This is a genomic window from Leifsonia sp. Leaf264 (assembly GCF_001422325.1).
Taxonomy (GTDB): domain Bacteria; phylum Actinomycetota; class Actinomycetes; order Actinomycetales; family Microbacteriaceae; genus Orlajensenia.
Map to the genome: position 1 here is coordinate 195,079 of NZ_LMMR01000006.1, position 14,024 is coordinate 209,102.

Consider the following 14,024-nt stretch of genomic DNA (forward strand, 5'->3'; position numbering starts at 1 on the left):
CCATGCAGCACGCCCACCTCACCGTCGACACGCACGCACCCATCGGCCGCATCAACCGCCGACTGTTCGGATCATTCGTCGAACATCTCGGACGCGCCGTGTACGACGGTGTGTACGAACCCACCCATGAACTGGCAGACGCGGACGGATTCCGTACAGACGTCATCGCCCTCGTGAAGGAGCTCGGAGTGACCGCTATCCGGTATCCGGGCGGCAACTTCGTGTCAGGGTTCCGCTGGGAAGACAGCATCGGCCCCCAAGAGAGCCGCCCGCAACGCCTCGACCTCGCCTGGCACTCCACCGAAACCAACCAGGTCGGCCTGCACGAGTTCTCCTCCTGGCTTGAAAAGGTCGGCAGCGAGCTGATGCTTGCCGTCAACCTCGGAACCCGAGGAATGCAGGAAGCGCTCGACCTGCTCGAGTACAGCAACTTGCCCACACCAAGCACCTTGTCGAACTTCCGAGCAGAGAACGGCCGGGCTGAACCGTTCGCGGTCGCTATGTGGTGCTTGGGCAACGAGATGGACGGCCCGTGGCAGCTCGGGCACCGTTCCGCCGACGACTACGGCAAGATCGCTGCGCAGACCGCTCACGCGATGCGGTCATTCGACCCGTCGCTCGAACTCGTGGTGTGCGGGTCCTCAAGCGCATCAATGCCAACGTTCGGGGAGTGGGAACGCGTCGTCCTCGGACACACCTACGAGTTGGTGGATTACATCTCCTGCCATGCCTACTACGAAGACAAAGGCGACCGTGCCTCCTTCCTAGCCTCAGGTGTCGACATGGACCGTTTCATCGACACCGTCGTGGCGACGATCGATCACGTCAAAGCGGTCCGCAAGAGCGACCGGGTCGTCAACATCTCCTTCGACGAATGGAACATCTGGTACAACACACGGTTCGAAAATGTCGACAAGATCCAGGGCATCGACAACTGGCCCATCGCACCGCGCCTGCTAGAAGATGTGTACACAGTCACCGACGCCGTCGTGTTCGGAAGCCTGCTGATCTCACTGCTGAAGCACGCCGACCGTGTGACCAGTGCTTCTCTTGCCCAGCTCGTCAACGTGATCGCACCGATCATGACCGAACCCGGCGGTCCGTCCTGGCGGCAGACGACATTCTTCCCTTTCGCCGCGGCGTCGGCGCACGCCCGCGGTGAGGCACTGCGTGTGAACGTGGCAACCGAAACCTACCCAACTGAAGCGTTCGGAAACGTCCCCACAGTTGACGCCGTCGCCACTTTCGACTCCTCAGCCAATCGGGCCGCCGTGTACCTGATCAACCGGTCGGAGACCGAGGAAGTTCAGGCGACGATCGACCTCGGATCCCTCCCCCCCGTATCTGCATCGGCGAAAACGATGCACGACGAGGACCCGAATGCAGCCAACACGCTCGAGGAACCCGATCGGGTGGGGCTTCGGAGCAATGACTCCGTCCGGATCGATGGCTCGGGGGTGTCGATCACTCTGCCGCCGATCTCGTGGACCGAGATCACGCTGTCCATGTAGCCCAACAGACCACGGCACCACACGAAGGAGAAATGATGATGACAAAGAAGTCCTTTTCACCTACACCCCCGCGCGGGCGCCGACGGTTATGGGCGGTCGCGGTGACCGCCCTCGCTCTCGTCGTGCCGTTCACTGCCGCCTCCCCGGCAAGTGCTGTCACGACGGACAACGGCTCCCTGGTGTACTCCCCCGCAGCAGGGACCTCCTTCAACCCGGAAGGAGGACAGCCCGCCGGAAGCACCTACGCCAAGATGATCGTGCTGAAGAACAGCGGAACGTCGAACGGAACCCAGCTGGTCACGTTCGATCAGCTTGTTCTGGAGAACGGCGTACAGGTCTATCCGATCTACCGCAGCACCAACAACGGCGCGAGTTGGACTCGTGTCGCTGCGGTGAAGCCAAGCACCCAGTTCCCGACGCTGACCCGCACCGCCCAGCCGTCGCTGTATGAGACACCGATCCAGCTCGGCAGTTTGCCAGCCGGCACCCTCCTCCTGTCCGGGATGATCATGCCGACTGATCGTTCCAGCAGCCGACTGGTCACCTACAAAAGCCTCGATAAGGGCGTCACCTGGTCGTATCTGAGCACAGTCGATACCGGCGGGCCCGCCACGTACGACCCCAGCCCAACATCCACCACGTCGACTGTCTGGGAACCATCCATCGCCGTCGACGCCAACGGTGGTCTGGTGACGTACTTCTCCGACGAACGACAGAAGGCGAACAACGTCCTGCAAGCCATCAGCTACCGTCGCTCAACCGACGGCGGCCTGACCTGGGGCAGCCTCGTCAACGTGTCCGCCCCCACGAACAACAGCGACCGACCCGGGATGATCACCGTGACGCGGATGCCCGACGGCCGCTACGTGGCGACCTTCGAGGTTGTGAACCGTCCAAGCCAGACGAACAACACCGCCCCCGTGTATTTCAAGATCTCACCTGACGGATTGAACTGGTCACCGACCACCAGTATCGGCACACAGATCAAACTGGCCAACGGCCGAGGAATCGGTTCGTCCCCCGAGGTGCGTTGGGTACCGACGGTCGGCAACGCCAACGGCATGCTCGTCGTCACATCAAAGTGGGGCTTGGACGCATCCGGCAACATTGACGGAGGACAGAACTTCTTCGTCAACCGCAACCTGGGCAGCGGATCATGGGAACAGCTGCCCTACGCGGTCACCTACGACTCTGCCGACAACCAAGGCGGCACATTCAGCGGCTTCGCTCAGGGCTTCGATTCGAGTGCGGACGGCAAGACGCTCTACCAGTCCACCAACGTGGAGAACCTCTCGACAACGTATAACGATGTCCGAGTGGGGTCGGTGCCGATCAACGCGGATCAATACGAAGCCGAGGCTGCAACACGGACCGACACATCACTGGTGTCACAGCCGGATGCGAAGGGTGGTTCCAAGGTCGGCAACATCAACAATCCGACCAGCTTGGTGCGCTTCACCGTGCAAGCGGCGACAGCTGGCACGTACACAATGAATGTCCGCTACGACAACGGCACGGGCGCCATCAGCTCCCACAATGTGAGCGTGAACGGTGGGGCCAATTCGGCGCTGTCTTATCCGGCAACACCCAACTGGGGCAGGTTCGGATGGGCGCAACGCACCGTCACGTTGAATGCGGGATCCAACACGATCGCGTTCACGAAGGGCACCGGGTTCGCTGAGCTTGACCAGATTCAGATCTACAAGCCGTAACCGCTAACCCCTGCAGGCAAAGGGGAGGGGCCTGCCACGAGACAGCCTCTCCCCATTTGCGGCGGCCGCGGTGTCCTCCGCGGAGCCACGCATATTCGGCAGTCCGCAGTCGTATCCACAGATATATCTTGAATCTGGGCGATCGTCACGCCGACGGGATGGGACTCCATGACTGAACTTTCAGAACTCGCAGCGGACGCATTCATCTTTGGGTACCCGCTGGTCTACAACTTGACCTCTCTGCAAGTCATCTCCGGTCGAGGAATGGGTGGCCTCCCGGCGACTCAGTTCAACGAGTTCGGGTTCGCGCACAAACTGGCCAATCCTTCCGTCCCGTTCGTGAGTGTTAACAACGACACCGTCTACGCGCTCGCTCAGCTCGACCTGTCTGGCGGACCTTTGACGCTGCACGTCCCGGACACCGATGGCGCTTACTACGTACTGCAGTTCGTCGACGTCTGGACTAACAACTTCGCCTACCTCGGCCGTCGCGCTACCGGCACCGCGGAAGGCGAGTATCTGATCGCCGGCCCCGTATGGGACGGCGTGAATCCTGACAACCTGCCCGTCATCACTGCACCCACCGACATCGTCAGCATCGTTGGCCGTCTGGCCTGCTCTGGTCCTGACGACCTGTCACGTGTCCTCAAACTCCAGCAGCAGTTCACGCTCACACCGACCGACGGCAGCACGCCGCTCGTCGGCATCCCAAGTGGAAACCTCGAACTGCCCAAGTCTCTGCAGTTCTGGGACCAGCTGCGGCTCTGGTCTCAGGCCTTCCCGCCCGGCGGAGATGACCTCGAGTTCCTTGCTGGCCTCGGACGGCTCGGGCTGCTCGACCACGGCGATCCGTATATGTCTGCCGCCTCTGAGCTTGTCGCCGCGCTGACGGAAGGGCTTGCGGCTGGGCAGACGCGGCTGGAAGCGGCCGCGCGCACAGAAGATCCGGACGCCGTGAACGGGTGGCAGATGAGCCTGCACCTCTTTGATTACAACCGCAGCGCGTTCGGCATCGGCACGATCGATACGGACAAGTGGAAGATCGCAGACCGGGACGTCGCCTACCTCACTCGTGCCGTCGCCGCCCGCAATGCACTCTGGGGTAACCACGCCTACGAAGCCGTCTATCCCCAGGTGTACGTCGACGACAACGGAGACCAGCTGAACGGGTCCCGCCAGTATGAGATCACCTTCACTGAGCTACCGCCAGTCGACGCGTTCTGGTCATTGACGATGTACTCCACGCCCGATTATTTCCTCGTCGAGAACCAGATTGAGCGGTACTCGATCGGCGACCGAACAAGCGGCATCTACTACGCCGCTGACGGGTCACTAACCATCTATCTGCAACAACACGAACCCGAAGACGCGGATCGCAGAGCGAATTGGCTCCCCACACCGCAGGGTGATTTCCGGCCAATGCTGCGCATGTACCAGCCTCGTGACGCAGTCCTCAACGGCTCGTACAGTCTCCCCGCCATCCGACGTGTCAGCTGACTACGACGATCGGTTTCGCAACTGAACGACAAATCCCCGGTCCGCAAAGGCCGCCATATCTGACATGAGCAAGGCCAGCTTCGCTGGCGAATCGAACCAGTCCCCACACCACCCGATGAGTGTCCGTCACCGGTCGTTTAGAAGCTTCAGGCTGTTTAGACGCTTTAGACCTTTGGTCGACGTCGGTATGTTGCGTCTCCTCGTGGGGCCGTCTTTACTCAGCGGCTCTTTCAAGTTCGGACCGGATTGTCCGTCGGCCTGGCCGTCTGGCGGGTCATCTCCAAAATGATCTGGCTCAGATCTGGTCCGTGCACGGTCGCGGACCTGAACCACTCCTCCTTCGCGACTTTGTCGCCGTTTCGCACCCGTTCACGGAGGTCGTCTTCCGCTATGAAGGTGACCGCCACCGTGTTTCCGGTCATGCTGCCGACAGTGTCCCGAAGTACACGCGTGACGCCTTCGATGACGTCCGCCCGTAGCTCTGTGCTCTCGGGGACAACAACGATGAACCGTGCACTTCTCTCCCATGCACCTCGAAGGGCTCCGGAAGGGGCGCATAGGGCGATGCTGACGCCAGCCGGCGCGACCTGTTCGCACACTCGGCGCGCTTGCCGAAGCACGAGGAGCCTGGCGTCGAGGAGGAGTTGGATTCCGTCCCAGGCGACGTGGGTTCGGTTGATCGTATAGGCGTTCGCCCTCCCGACCTTCGTTAGCGTCATAACGCCGATGCTCACCAATTCTTTGAGGGCGGCGCGTGTCCGGGGTGCGCTGACACCGGCTGCGGTGGCGACAACAGCTGTGAGTGTCGGTTCTGAGCGTTGGCGGAGGGCGCGGATGATGTGCGTGACGTCCGCGCCGAGGACGTCGGCGCCAGGATCATGCAGCAGCATGTCGAAGGTCCACGGCACAGTCCGGCGTCCGTCGCCGCGAACAGCGCTGCCGAACCACCCCCGGATCAAGCGTCAGGTCGGCGTTTCTTGGCATTCCCCGCACCTCCGACCGTTGCTAGTCCTACTTCGTTCTGCCGGCATGCCCATTCCAAATGTGCTCCTTCATCGAGTACGGGCAGGGCGCGTACATCATCTGCGTTCATCCATCGTCGGATCGTTTCGGCGTCTCCGGATTTGACGATCTTCTGCTGTTCCTGCAATGGCTCTTGATGCACGATTGTGGTGAACGTGATGTCGTCGGCCAGCGCGTCGATCTCTTGCCGCACCGAAATGCGAGGGTCTGAGCGAACGCCGGGGACGATCAGCACTAGACGAGTTCGGGGTATGAACTGTCTGCTGTCCACCGGCACCGCCCCGTACAACGCGACCCGAGTACCCGGCCCGCCGAGACGTTCGCCTAGCATTGCGAGCGCCTGTTCGACGAGGATGTTGGCGTCGAGCAGGCTCGAGATGCCCGGCCAGTATGCGCTCCCCCGGTTCACAGCGATGAGATCGATTTCCGGCGGCCAGAGAATGCCGATGTCGAATAGTCGGTCCACATCATCCGCCACCTCCCGGATGTCTTGATCGAGAACTGCGGCCAGCAGTTCAAGCTTGCATCCTTCGTCGAAGAGAGCGACGGCTCGGATCAGCGCAGCCGTCTGATACCCAAGCAGTGCGGCGCCCATGTCTGCAAGCAGCATGCGTCAGTCCCCCTCGTCTGGCTGCAGCCGTTCGATGTGACGTATCAAAGATGACCTGTGCTCCATGGCTTCGGCTGAAGAGTCGTCCCGGTTCAGGGTCCATTGGCCGATCTCCCCGATGCGTGCGACGTCGATGGATCGGAGATCGAGCTCGCGGTCGTTCGTGCTTCCTGTTGCGTACCGGCCCGGGATCCGGTTCACGGTTCGGCGATCGAGGTCGAAAAGGTAGACGCTGCCGACGGTGTGCACGGCCCATCTGCCTGAGTGTTCCGTCGCGAGGTCGGTGACCTGCGGAACTCTCGGAACGGCAACGCCAACGGTGGTGAGGAAGTCGAGTTGCAGCGTTTCCGTGTCGAGAATCGCGGTACTCGCGGTGTCCTTGGCGGAGAGCTGGTCAAGGATGATTACACGGGTTCGCGTGTTGACGTAGCCGAGGTAGCCGATGACCTCATCGACCTGGACGTGGTAGTGGCCGCCGACCGAAAGCTCGGGCCCGACGGCGTGGATTGCCCGGGTCAGCATGCGACGGCCGCGCACGGCGTACTCGAGGCTTTCATCGGTCCAGAATTTGTCGGTCAGTGTGAGCGCCTGGTCGAGGCTCGTCACGTCGAGCGGGGCATCGTGGGAGAACAGGACGTCGGCATAGCCTGAGCCGACCGTCTGCAGGTCGGCTCCGGTGATCGATTCTTCCGGCCACCATGACTCTCCTTCAGTGCGGATCTCGTGGTCGATGGAGTTCGCTCCACCGATCGCGACGAACGATCGACCGGACGGAAATGTGCCGCGGACGCCGGTGTCCAGGTGGGCGATGGTCGGTCGCAGCCAGCGGACGCCATCCTCGTCAGCGGGGAACTGGCGTAGCTTCGGAATCCAGTCGTGGTTCCCGTGGACGAAGTGCAGCACTTGGCCGCGTCTTTGGAGTTTCAAGTTCAGGCGGTCCAAGTTGTGACCCCAGTTCTGACCCGGCCAGACGACACCGAAGTCACCGAGCTGGATTAGCGCGGTGATGCCGTGGTCGCGAAGTGACGCGGCGGCGGACATGATGTCGCCGAGGTTGCCGTGGGCATCGCCGAGGAGGCCGATCCGGTCCGCTGCTTCGAACATGCCCACCTCGTTGGTTATCAAAATCACCGTTAGTGGTTATTTTGCACGACACTGGAGGAATGAGCAAGCAGTCAGGAGATGGCGCCTACCAGAGCGAAACGGTGGAAGGCGCGGCAGCCATATGCCGCTCCGGACTATGCGCGCGAAGTACCCGGGTCGACTCGCCCCGGCCACAGGTCAGCCTGAAGGCCGAGTTCCAGCTTCGCGACGGTTTCGGCATCCGGCCACGTAGAACCGTTCAACACCGCGGCCAGCGTTGCATGGTTCAGCCCCGACGCCGCCGCCACGCTCCGGATACTGCGGTCCCCGACGGCCGCGCGCAGGCGCCCCACGAACTGGCGTGCCACTTCACCGATCGGGTCATCCGACGGTTCATCCGGCCAGCCGACATTCCGCTCCCGCGGACTCAGCCGCTGATTGCGAGGCATACGTCCCAGATTACGGGCGCAGGGGTTGTTGCCGCGCGGCCACGCGCCGAAAGTACATCGTGAACGCGGGCCAATACCGACCGACATTCGATCCGAAGCTCTGGACGACTATCGAACCGTTCGTCAGCGAGGCCGTCGCCGACGCACTCCCTCAAGTGACGTACAGAGAAACGGAGCTCTACGTTGCCATTGCCCCATTCGTCCGATGGTCGTGGGAGACGGCAGGGATGCCGCTCGATCGGCTGTCGATCTTCAACGTCCACCTCGTCGAACGATACGTCGCCGTCGGGCTTGCCCACTACACAGTCGCTGGCCGAGGAACAATGCGCTCGCGTTTGCTCCGAGTATGCGATTGCCTCGTCGGCGCCGAAATGGAGACGCGCAAGCTGCGCGGATACCGCCCATCAGATGCGTCGAGACCGTACACGGCGAAGGAAATCACGATCCTCAAGTCCTGGGCGAAAGGGCTATCGACCTCCGCCCGCCGGCACGACGCCGAAGTCATCCTCGCGCTCGGAATCGGCGCCGGACTGAGCAGCGACGAAATCAACCGCCTTCGAGTCGAGGCCATCACGTCCGACGATGTCGGGACCCTCATCGACGTATTCGGAGCCATGCCACGACGAGTTCCCGTCGAACCAGAATGGGAACGAGTGCTAACCGAGTGCTCAGAACGACTTCCGGGCGATGCCTGGGCGATCAGCCGACAACGAGGCGACAACGGCCAGAAACTGGTCACCAACTTCATCGCACGCACCCGACCCGACCATCTGCTCACCGCCAGGCGGATGCGAGCCACGTGGATCGTGCACCACCTGAACGCTGGGACCGCCTTGATACCCCTGCTCCGCGTTGCCGGACTCAACAAACCCGAAGCGCTTGACCGGTTCCTGCCGTATGCCGGAGTCGTCAGTGACGACGAAGCAATTCGATCGGTCAGGCTCGCCGCGTCATCTGAGAAGATCCGTTAGGGCAACCTGCTCATCAAGGGATGGACCACCTGCGGCGTGTACGACTGGGTATGCCGCTGCAAACGTCATCGCGATCTGGCTCGTGACGCCCGACCTGAAGCGTCGTCGGTCTGTCGCGGTCCGCGGGTCGGCTACGAGCGCTCAGCAGGACTCGGAGATGGTTGCAGCTGCGTCGACTCGAACCTCAGCTGCGACTCACGGCCTCGGGGTGACAGGTAGGACACCCGTCCACTCGCTTCAATTCCAGGCACGCCGATGTGGGTTCCGGTGATAGCCGTTCCGATTGCGGGCCACCATCGATCCTCAACCCAGGGCACCGCGAAGGTGATGGCCTCGCCGCGGAGGAGTCGCTTAGCTGTGATGTCCAGGGAGGTTGTTGAGTCTGCTGGTGGGTGGGCCTCCGATGGCGGAGTGGATCCGATGATGATTGTAGAAGTGCAGCCAGCCGGGGAGTGCTTGACGGCGTTCGGTTTCTGAGGCGTAGAAGCGGGCGTATGCCCAGCCGTCGGCGAGGGTGCGGTGGAAGCGTTCGATCTTCCCGTTGGTCTGCGGCCGGTAGGGGCGAGTGCGTTTGTGCACGATGCCCAGATCGGCGGAGGTATCGCGCCAGGCGTAGGACCGGTAGCAGCTGCCGTTATCGGTCAGGACCCGTTCGACGGTGACGCCCTGCTGAGCGAACCAGGCCACCGCCCGAACCAGCACGCCGATCGCGGTGGCGGCTTTCTCGTCGTCGCAGATCTCGACGTACGCGACGCGGGAGTGGTCATCGATGACGGTGTGCAGGAACGCGGTGCCGATGTTGGGGTGGCCCTTCTCGGTTCGCCCGGTGCGCAGCGCCGTGACGGCCTTGTTCTTATCGCCTTGCTGTACGCCGACGTACCGCCAGCCTCCACCGTCGGGAATGTTGCCGAACTTGGTCACGTCGACGTGGATCATCGAACCGGGGTGCGGGTGCTCGTACCGGCGGATCGGCTCCCCGGTGACCCGGTCGATGTGGGAGAGCCGGTTGATCCGGCAGCGCACCAGCACGGCGTGCACGGTCGAAGAGGCGATGCCCAGCTGCCCACCGATCTGAACTGGTCCCAGCCGTTGACGCCATCGCAGCTGCACGATCCGTTTGACCTGATCCGGTGGGGTCTTGGTGGGCATCGTGAGAGGCCGGCTGGAGCGGTCCTGCATCCCCTCCGCCCCTTCGGAGCGGTACCTGGTCGCCCACTTCCGGGCGGTCACCGGTGAGACCATGAACATCTTCGCCGCCGTCGCAACCGTCCAACGGTCCTCCACGATCAATGTCGCGAGCCGTAAGCGAGCGCGTGGAGTCAGAGCAGCATTAGCGTGGGACACGAAGGCCTCCTGGGTTCGTGAAGCGGTTTCTAGACAGCTCCACTTCACAACAGGAGGCCTTCGCCTGTCAGCAGCTCAACGACGATTCACGAAGCAACGTCCCTGGACATCACACTTAGCGGAGCCTTCGACCTGCCCGCCGTTGATGTCGAGCCGAACGAAGACGTCTCGAGCTTCGTCCGGGCCGACGCTGATCACCTGGACCTCACCGGCACGGGTCCAGTGCACTTCCCAGTCCACGAGGTGCCGTTCTTTCTGTTCTCGGCGTGAGCGGATGGCGCGCACTTCGCCGGCTATGCCCGCGTACAGGGCGAGAGCGAGGGCACCGAGTGCAATAAAGTCCGACGTGACCATGGTGTCCTCTCAGGAACGATCGGGGTTCTCGCGGCCGGCGAAGCCGCTGAGCCAAGCCAGCGCTGCTGAGCGGTTCTGGCGTATCCGACGCGACAGCTCTTCAATGTTCCTTTGCGTGGAGGCGACGACCTCGCCGGTGGCCTGGACACGATGACGAATGATCCAATCGGGATCATCGACGGTCCGGTAGGTCATTGCCATGGAATGGACGATCGCATTCCGCTGATCCGCAATCGCCTTGGCTTCGGCCGTCCACTCGAGTAACGCGGTGTCTGATTTGGCCGTCTTCGCGATCGCCTTCACGATCGTCGATACGCCAGCCTTGGAATCTATCTCCAGGCCAACGGTCTTAGCGGCATGAGCGAGAATCCACTCCATCTCGCCGGCGTCGAGCATGAGCTCGCCGAGTGCCGCCAGCCACGACACACCCAGCTTGCGAACGTCAGTCACCACGCGTTGGAGGGCAGCCGCGGCGGTTCCAGAAGCTCAGGCATCCGCCCTCCCCGTCTGCCCGCGCAACATCTTCCGGATCTCGACGATCTCGGAAGCAATCACCATCAACAGCGTCGACTGAGCCTGAACGTGCACGTACTGAGACTGCGCGACATACTCGCCCTGCTCGGCCTCCCGGATCATCTCCGCCGCCACGGCGATAAGAGCCTGTGCTGCGTCCTCTGGATTCGTAGTCATCCCCGCAGCATTCCACCCCGCGCCGACACCGGCTAGGTCCCCGAACGCGGCGAACAGCGCGATGGCTGCACAGGTCGGGCCCCTTTCGGGAGCGGGGGACAACGTCGCACGCGCGGCCGCCGTAGGGTCATGGACATGCACCTGGTGACAATCACGCACTCCCCTTCGCCAACCCCGACTGCAGGGTCGTCCACGTGGGCTGGTCTCACCTTCGACACCTTGGGCAACGGGGCCGAAGTCCTTTGGGCTGGCGCGTTCACGCTGATCGGCATCCTCGCGTCCGTTGGGATCGCATTAGCAATCCAACGCGCAGACTTCGCCAAGCGCTCTACCGAATTGCAGACCACCGCTAACATCCAGCGCGAGGCTGACCTGACTGCCTGGCGTCGATCCATCGCGGAACGTGCGATAGGAATCATCACTCGTGTCTCTGTAGAGGTGCCAAAGCCGCACCCAACCCCTTGGTGGATACTCAGAAACGAGATCGACGACGTCCACACCCTGCTCCATCTCGACCCTGAGGAGGGCGGCCACATCATGGGTGAGTGGCTGATTGCACAGTGCACGGAGCTGTGGAAAATGCGGCCTATCAGCCAGGCGAACATCAACGATCTGATGGAAGCTGCGAGCAAAGCGCGAGCCAAGGTCATGATCTGGGCGCTTCACCCGGATGCCCCCACTGATGATGAAGAGGTGACCCACCTCGCGGCGACGGCATTCCCGACCGGCGAGAAGTAGGCGCACATCTCAGGCTGCTGAGTCGCATTGAACTAGCGCCTCCCCGTATCCGCGTTGAGCTGGGATGCTGCCGAGATGGAGCAGTCCGATCAGCCGGCCCGAGTGCCACGACCTTCCCGCTACGAGTGCCTCGCTGCCGCAGCGCGTGTAGCGCTCAGGGCACTGGCACGCATCGAACGCCAAGAGCTCGAGCAGGCAGCGATGCGCTTCCCACCTACGAAGCGGCGCCGCGCCTAAACGACTGCCCGAGGTGGCTGGGGTCCGTTCGCCACGCATCGCTGTTGCGCCTATGCGCATAGGTCTTGTGATCAATCCTTTGCCGGAAACCCTCCCGCCAGCTCAATAGCCCCATCCGGCGCAGGTGAGTTGCTTTCCTCAGCCAATCGAGGTCAAGGCCCGCATGCTTCTCTGCGATGTGGCTGAACGCGTCTGAAACGGACAATAGACCAGTTACTGCTCCGATCACGGACTCCGCCGGCGTGGCAAGCGCATCCTCATCAAATGCCCCGACCAAGGTTGGAAGCATCCACCCTTTCGAGTGAGTTGCGCCCGAGCCGAGCACCCACTGAAACGATGAGTCGGGCATGTACTTGTTGAAGGCGTCTGTGGCGTTGAACCCCAATGACTCGTTCACACCGCGGCGGCCGACCCACAGCGAAGTATTGCCAACCGACTTTGGAGTACCACGTTCGATCCCAGCCCTGCTGAGAAAGCGGTGGAGTCCGTCGATGGCGTCGCGAACACGCACATGATCAGCTTCCTCGACATTGAGTCCAAAGGCGTTCACGGCGCCGAGATTTCCCTCGATGGCGGCCACTTGAAAGGCGAGCTGGCGCACTACTCTGCGTTCCGGTGTGACCCCCGGATCGAATAGATACAGGAGCTGCATCACTGACTCACCCAGGGATCGCCCCAGACTGAAGAGGCCAGCAGGTCGGTCGTAGCCTCCCGCGAGGAGATCCTCGAGCGCACCCGCATAGTCGTCAGCGACATTGAGCAACCGGGCCGCGTCATCGAGCCCCGTATCCACGACGGCCCTCACGAAGTCGTAATCATCCTGGACGCCCAGCCATTCGACCAGTTCTGAAATGCCAGACCCGGGCAATTTCTCCGCACCCTGTTCGAAGAGCTCTTCCACAGCTCGTCGTACGTCCCGTCGCTGCTGGCCAACAATCCTCGAGGCGTACACCGGAAGACCAAACCGCTCGCTGTTGCTCATTTCGCCGGTGGGTGGCCGCGCAGTGCCGCGACGTACCCGCGTGCAGCGGTCTCCGTCCCGCCGTCAGCGACGTCCGCGGCGATTAGCTCGTCGTCCGTTGCCCGGCCGACTGCGTTGATCGTCATCGGGGCGATCACGGTGTGCCGCGCATCACAGGTACGGCGCCCATGCGTCGAGCTTGCCGTCGAGGATCACGTAGTAGAAGTTCAGGCTGCCGAGGGCCTTATTGCACTCGTCCGACTCAATTGGCGCCTCCCCTTCACCGCAAATGGTCTTCACCTTCACGTCGACGATGCCCTGCAAGACACCGGTCGTATCTGCGACGATGCCGGCCATCGATGGCGGTATCTTCAGCTCCGCGAGGTCGCGCACGGCGGTCTCCGCCGTCACCGACATCGTCTGCTCGGCGAGCCAGCAGGTGTAACCAGGAATGCTGCCCGGGTTGAAGGTCCACTCGCCCCGACAGCCGATCGCGCCGTCCATCATCTCCCGCCAGTCAGGCCCATATCCGGCGATGACGGACGCGACCTGGTTCTCAGTCGCGAACTCGGGTGTGGGTGTTGCGCTCGGAGTTGGTGTCGACTCGGCCACGGCTGACGCGGAACAGCCCGCGAGGAGGAGTAGAACAGCCACCGCAACGATGAGGGGCTTCATGCGCTGAACAGTAGACCCGCGCTCAGCAATGCCGCGACCCCCGAACAGGGCTGTCTGATACCGGCAAGCCAGGCAACCGTGGTGCCAAGACCGAGATACTGCTCGACGACCTGTAGTACAAGCGCGTGGTCGACTACCCGGGCAAACACACCGATGTCATCGTGGTGGA

At 62.4% G+C, this 14,024-nt stretch carries 15 protein-coding genes; 5 read left to right on the plus strand and 10 right to left on the minus strand.

Annotated elements, in window-relative coordinates; genetic code table 11:
• Window positions 1-2 precede the first annotated feature (2 nt).
• The 3 genes from arfA to ASF30_RS14065 all read left to right on the plus strand — a co-directional run bounded on the left by arfA (window position 3) and on the right by ASF30_RS14065 (window position 4,720).
• Entirely contained in the window at window positions 3-1,511 is a 1,509-nt protein-coding gene (arfA, locus tag ASF30_RS14055) for an arabinosylfuranosidase ArfA (RefSeq protein ID WP_055907778.1), read from the plus strand.
• Window positions 1,512-1,549: 38 nt separating this feature from the next.
• On the plus strand, window positions 1,550-3,223 hold the full coding sequence (locus ASF30_RS14060; RefSeq protein WP_082467909.1) for an exo-alpha-sialidase: 1,674 nt from the start codon (window positions 1,550-1,552) through the stop codon (window positions 3,221-3,223).
• A gap of 168 nt (window positions 3,224-3,391) precedes the next feature.
• Entirely contained in the window at window positions 3,392-4,720 is a 1,329-nt protein-coding gene (locus tag ASF30_RS14065; protein WP_055907781.1) for a DUF1254 domain-containing protein, read from the plus strand.
• A 230-nt stretch (window positions 4,721-4,950) separates the two neighbouring features.
• Here ASF30_RS14065 and ASF30_RS14070 read toward each other — a convergent pair whose 3' ends face one another.
• The 3 genes from ASF30_RS14070 to ASF30_RS14080 form a co-directional block, all read right to left on the minus strand.
• Window positions 4,951-5,610, minus strand: coding sequence for a hypothetical protein (locus tag ASF30_RS14070; protein WP_157497415.1), 660 nt, complete (start codon window positions 5,608-5,610; stop codon window positions 4,951-4,953).
• Window positions 5,611-5,675: 65 nt separating this feature from the next.
• A complete protein-coding gene (locus tag ASF30_RS14075) occupies window positions 5,676-6,353 on the minus strand; it encodes a hypothetical protein (protein ID WP_055907787.1) in 678 nt (225 codons plus the stop codon).
• 3 nt (window positions 6,354-6,356) lie between these two features.
• A complete protein-coding gene (locus tag ASF30_RS14080) occupies window positions 6,357-7,457 on the minus strand; it encodes a metallophosphoesterase family protein (RefSeq protein WP_055907791.1) in 1,101 nt (366 codons plus the stop codon).
• Window positions 7,458-7,944: 487 nt separating this feature from the next.
• On the opposite strand from ASF30_RS14080, the gene ASF30_RS14090 reads away from it, so the two are divergent.
• Window positions 7,945-8,856, plus strand: coding sequence for a hypothetical protein (locus ASF30_RS14090; protein ID WP_055907797.1), 912 nt, complete (start codon window positions 7,945-7,947; stop codon window positions 8,854-8,856).
• A 351-nt stretch (window positions 8,857-9,207) separates the two neighbouring features.
• On the opposite strand, the gene ASF30_RS14095 is transcribed toward ASF30_RS14090, so the two are convergent.
• The 4 genes from ASF30_RS14095 to ASF30_RS14110 form a co-directional block, all read right to left on the minus strand.
• Window positions 9,208-10,200, minus strand: coding sequence for an IS481 family transposase (locus ASF30_RS14095; RefSeq protein ID WP_082467823.1), 993 nt, complete (start codon window positions 10,198-10,200; stop codon window positions 9,208-9,210).
• Window positions 10,201-10,275: 75 nt separating this feature from the next.
• Complete coding sequence (locus tag ASF30_RS14100) at window positions 10,276-10,554, minus strand: hypothetical protein (protein WP_055907800.1); 279 nt, start codon at window positions 10,552-10,554, stop codon at window positions 10,276-10,278.
• Between the two features lie 9 nt (window positions 10,555-10,563).
• Entirely contained in the window at window positions 10,564-11,007 is a 444-nt protein-coding gene (locus ASF30_RS14105) for a hypothetical protein (protein ID WP_055907802.1), read from the minus strand.
• A 33-nt stretch (window positions 11,008-11,040) separates the two neighbouring features.
• Window positions 11,041-11,244 carry a hypothetical protein gene (locus ASF30_RS14110; protein ID WP_055907805.1) on the minus strand — a complete coding sequence of 68 codons (204 nt, stop codon included), beginning with the start codon at window positions 11,242-11,244 and terminating at the stop codon, window positions 11,041-11,043.
• Between the two features lie 135 nt (window positions 11,245-11,379).
• Here ASF30_RS14110 and ASF30_RS14115 point away from each other — a divergent pair, with 135 nt between their 5' ends.
• Window positions 11,380-11,982 (plus strand): hypothetical protein, encoded by a 603-nt coding sequence (locus tag ASF30_RS14115; protein ID WP_157497417.1) that lies wholly within the window; start codon window positions 11,380-11,382, stop codon window positions 11,980-11,982.
• A 214-nt stretch (window positions 11,983-12,196) separates the two neighbouring features.
• Here ASF30_RS14115 and ASF30_RS14120 read toward each other — a convergent pair whose 3' ends face one another.
• Genes ASF30_RS14120 through ASF30_RS14125 form a run of 3 tightly spaced genes read right to left on the minus strand, consistent with a single transcriptional unit; the run spans window position 12,197 to window position 13,855 of the window.
• The gene (locus tag ASF30_RS14120; protein WP_157497419.1) at window positions 12,197-13,201 is read right to left on the minus strand and encodes a hypothetical protein; all 1,005 of its coding nucleotides are present in this window, start codon (window positions 13,199-13,201) and stop codon (window positions 12,197-12,199) included.
• Window positions 13,198-13,326, minus strand: coding sequence for a hypothetical protein (locus ASF30_RS23480; protein ID WP_268765554.1), 129 nt, complete (start codon window positions 13,324-13,326; stop codon window positions 13,198-13,200). The genes ASF30_RS14120 and ASF30_RS23480 overlap by 4 nt, the downstream gene beginning before the upstream one ends.
• A 25-nt stretch (window positions 13,327-13,351) precedes the next feature.
• Window positions 13,352-13,855 carry a hypothetical protein gene (locus tag ASF30_RS14125; RefSeq protein WP_055907814.1) on the minus strand — a complete coding sequence of 168 codons (504 nt, stop codon included), beginning with the start codon at window positions 13,853-13,855 and terminating at the stop codon, window positions 13,352-13,354.
• Window positions 13,856-14,024 lie beyond the last annotated feature (169 nt).

Coding starts and splice junctions, on each gene's coding strand:
- arfA (WP_055907778.1), top strand. CDS start 3: ATGCAGCACGCCCACCTCACCGTCGACACGCACGCACCCATCGGCCGC.
- ASF30_RS14060 (WP_082467909.1), top strand. CDS start 1,550: ATGACAAAGAAGTCCTTTTCACCTACACCCCCGCGCGGGCGCCGACGG.
- ASF30_RS14065 (WP_055907781.1), top strand. CDS start 3,392: ATGACTGAACTTTCAGAACTCGCAGCGGACGCATTCATCTTTGGGTAC.
- ASF30_RS14070 (WP_157497415.1), bottom strand. CDS start 5,610: ATGCTGCTGCATGATCCTGGCGCCGACGTCCTCGGCGCGGACGTCACG.
- ASF30_RS14075 (WP_055907787.1), bottom strand. CDS start 6,353: ATGCTGCTTGCAGACATGGGCGCCGCACTGCTTGGGTATCAGACGGCT.
- ASF30_RS14080 (WP_055907791.1), bottom strand. CDS start 7,457: ATGTTCGAAGCAGCGGACCGGATCGGCCTCCTCGGCGATGCCCACGGC.
- ASF30_RS14100 (WP_055907800.1), bottom strand. CDS start 10,554: ATGGTCACGTCGGACTTTATTGCACTCGGTGCCCTCGCTCTCGCCCTG.
- ASF30_RS14110 (WP_055907805.1), bottom strand. CDS start 11,244: ATGACTACGAATCCAGAGGACGCAGCACAGGCTCTTATCGCCGTGGCG.
- ASF30_RS14115 (WP_157497417.1), top strand. CDS start 11,380: ATGCACCTGGTGACAATCACGCACTCCCCTTCGCCAACCCCGACTGCA.
- ASF30_RS14120 (WP_157497419.1), bottom strand. CDS start 13,201: ATGAGCAACAGCGAGCGGTTTGGTCTTCCGGTGTACGCCTCGAGGATT.
- ASF30_RS23480 (WP_268765554.1), bottom strand. CDS start 13,326: ATGACGATCAACGCAGTCGGCCGGGCAACGGACGACGAGCTAATCGCC.
- ASF30_RS14125 (WP_055907814.1), bottom strand. CDS start 13,855: ATGAAGCCCCTCATCGTTGCGGTGGCTGTTCTACTCCTCCTCGCGGGC.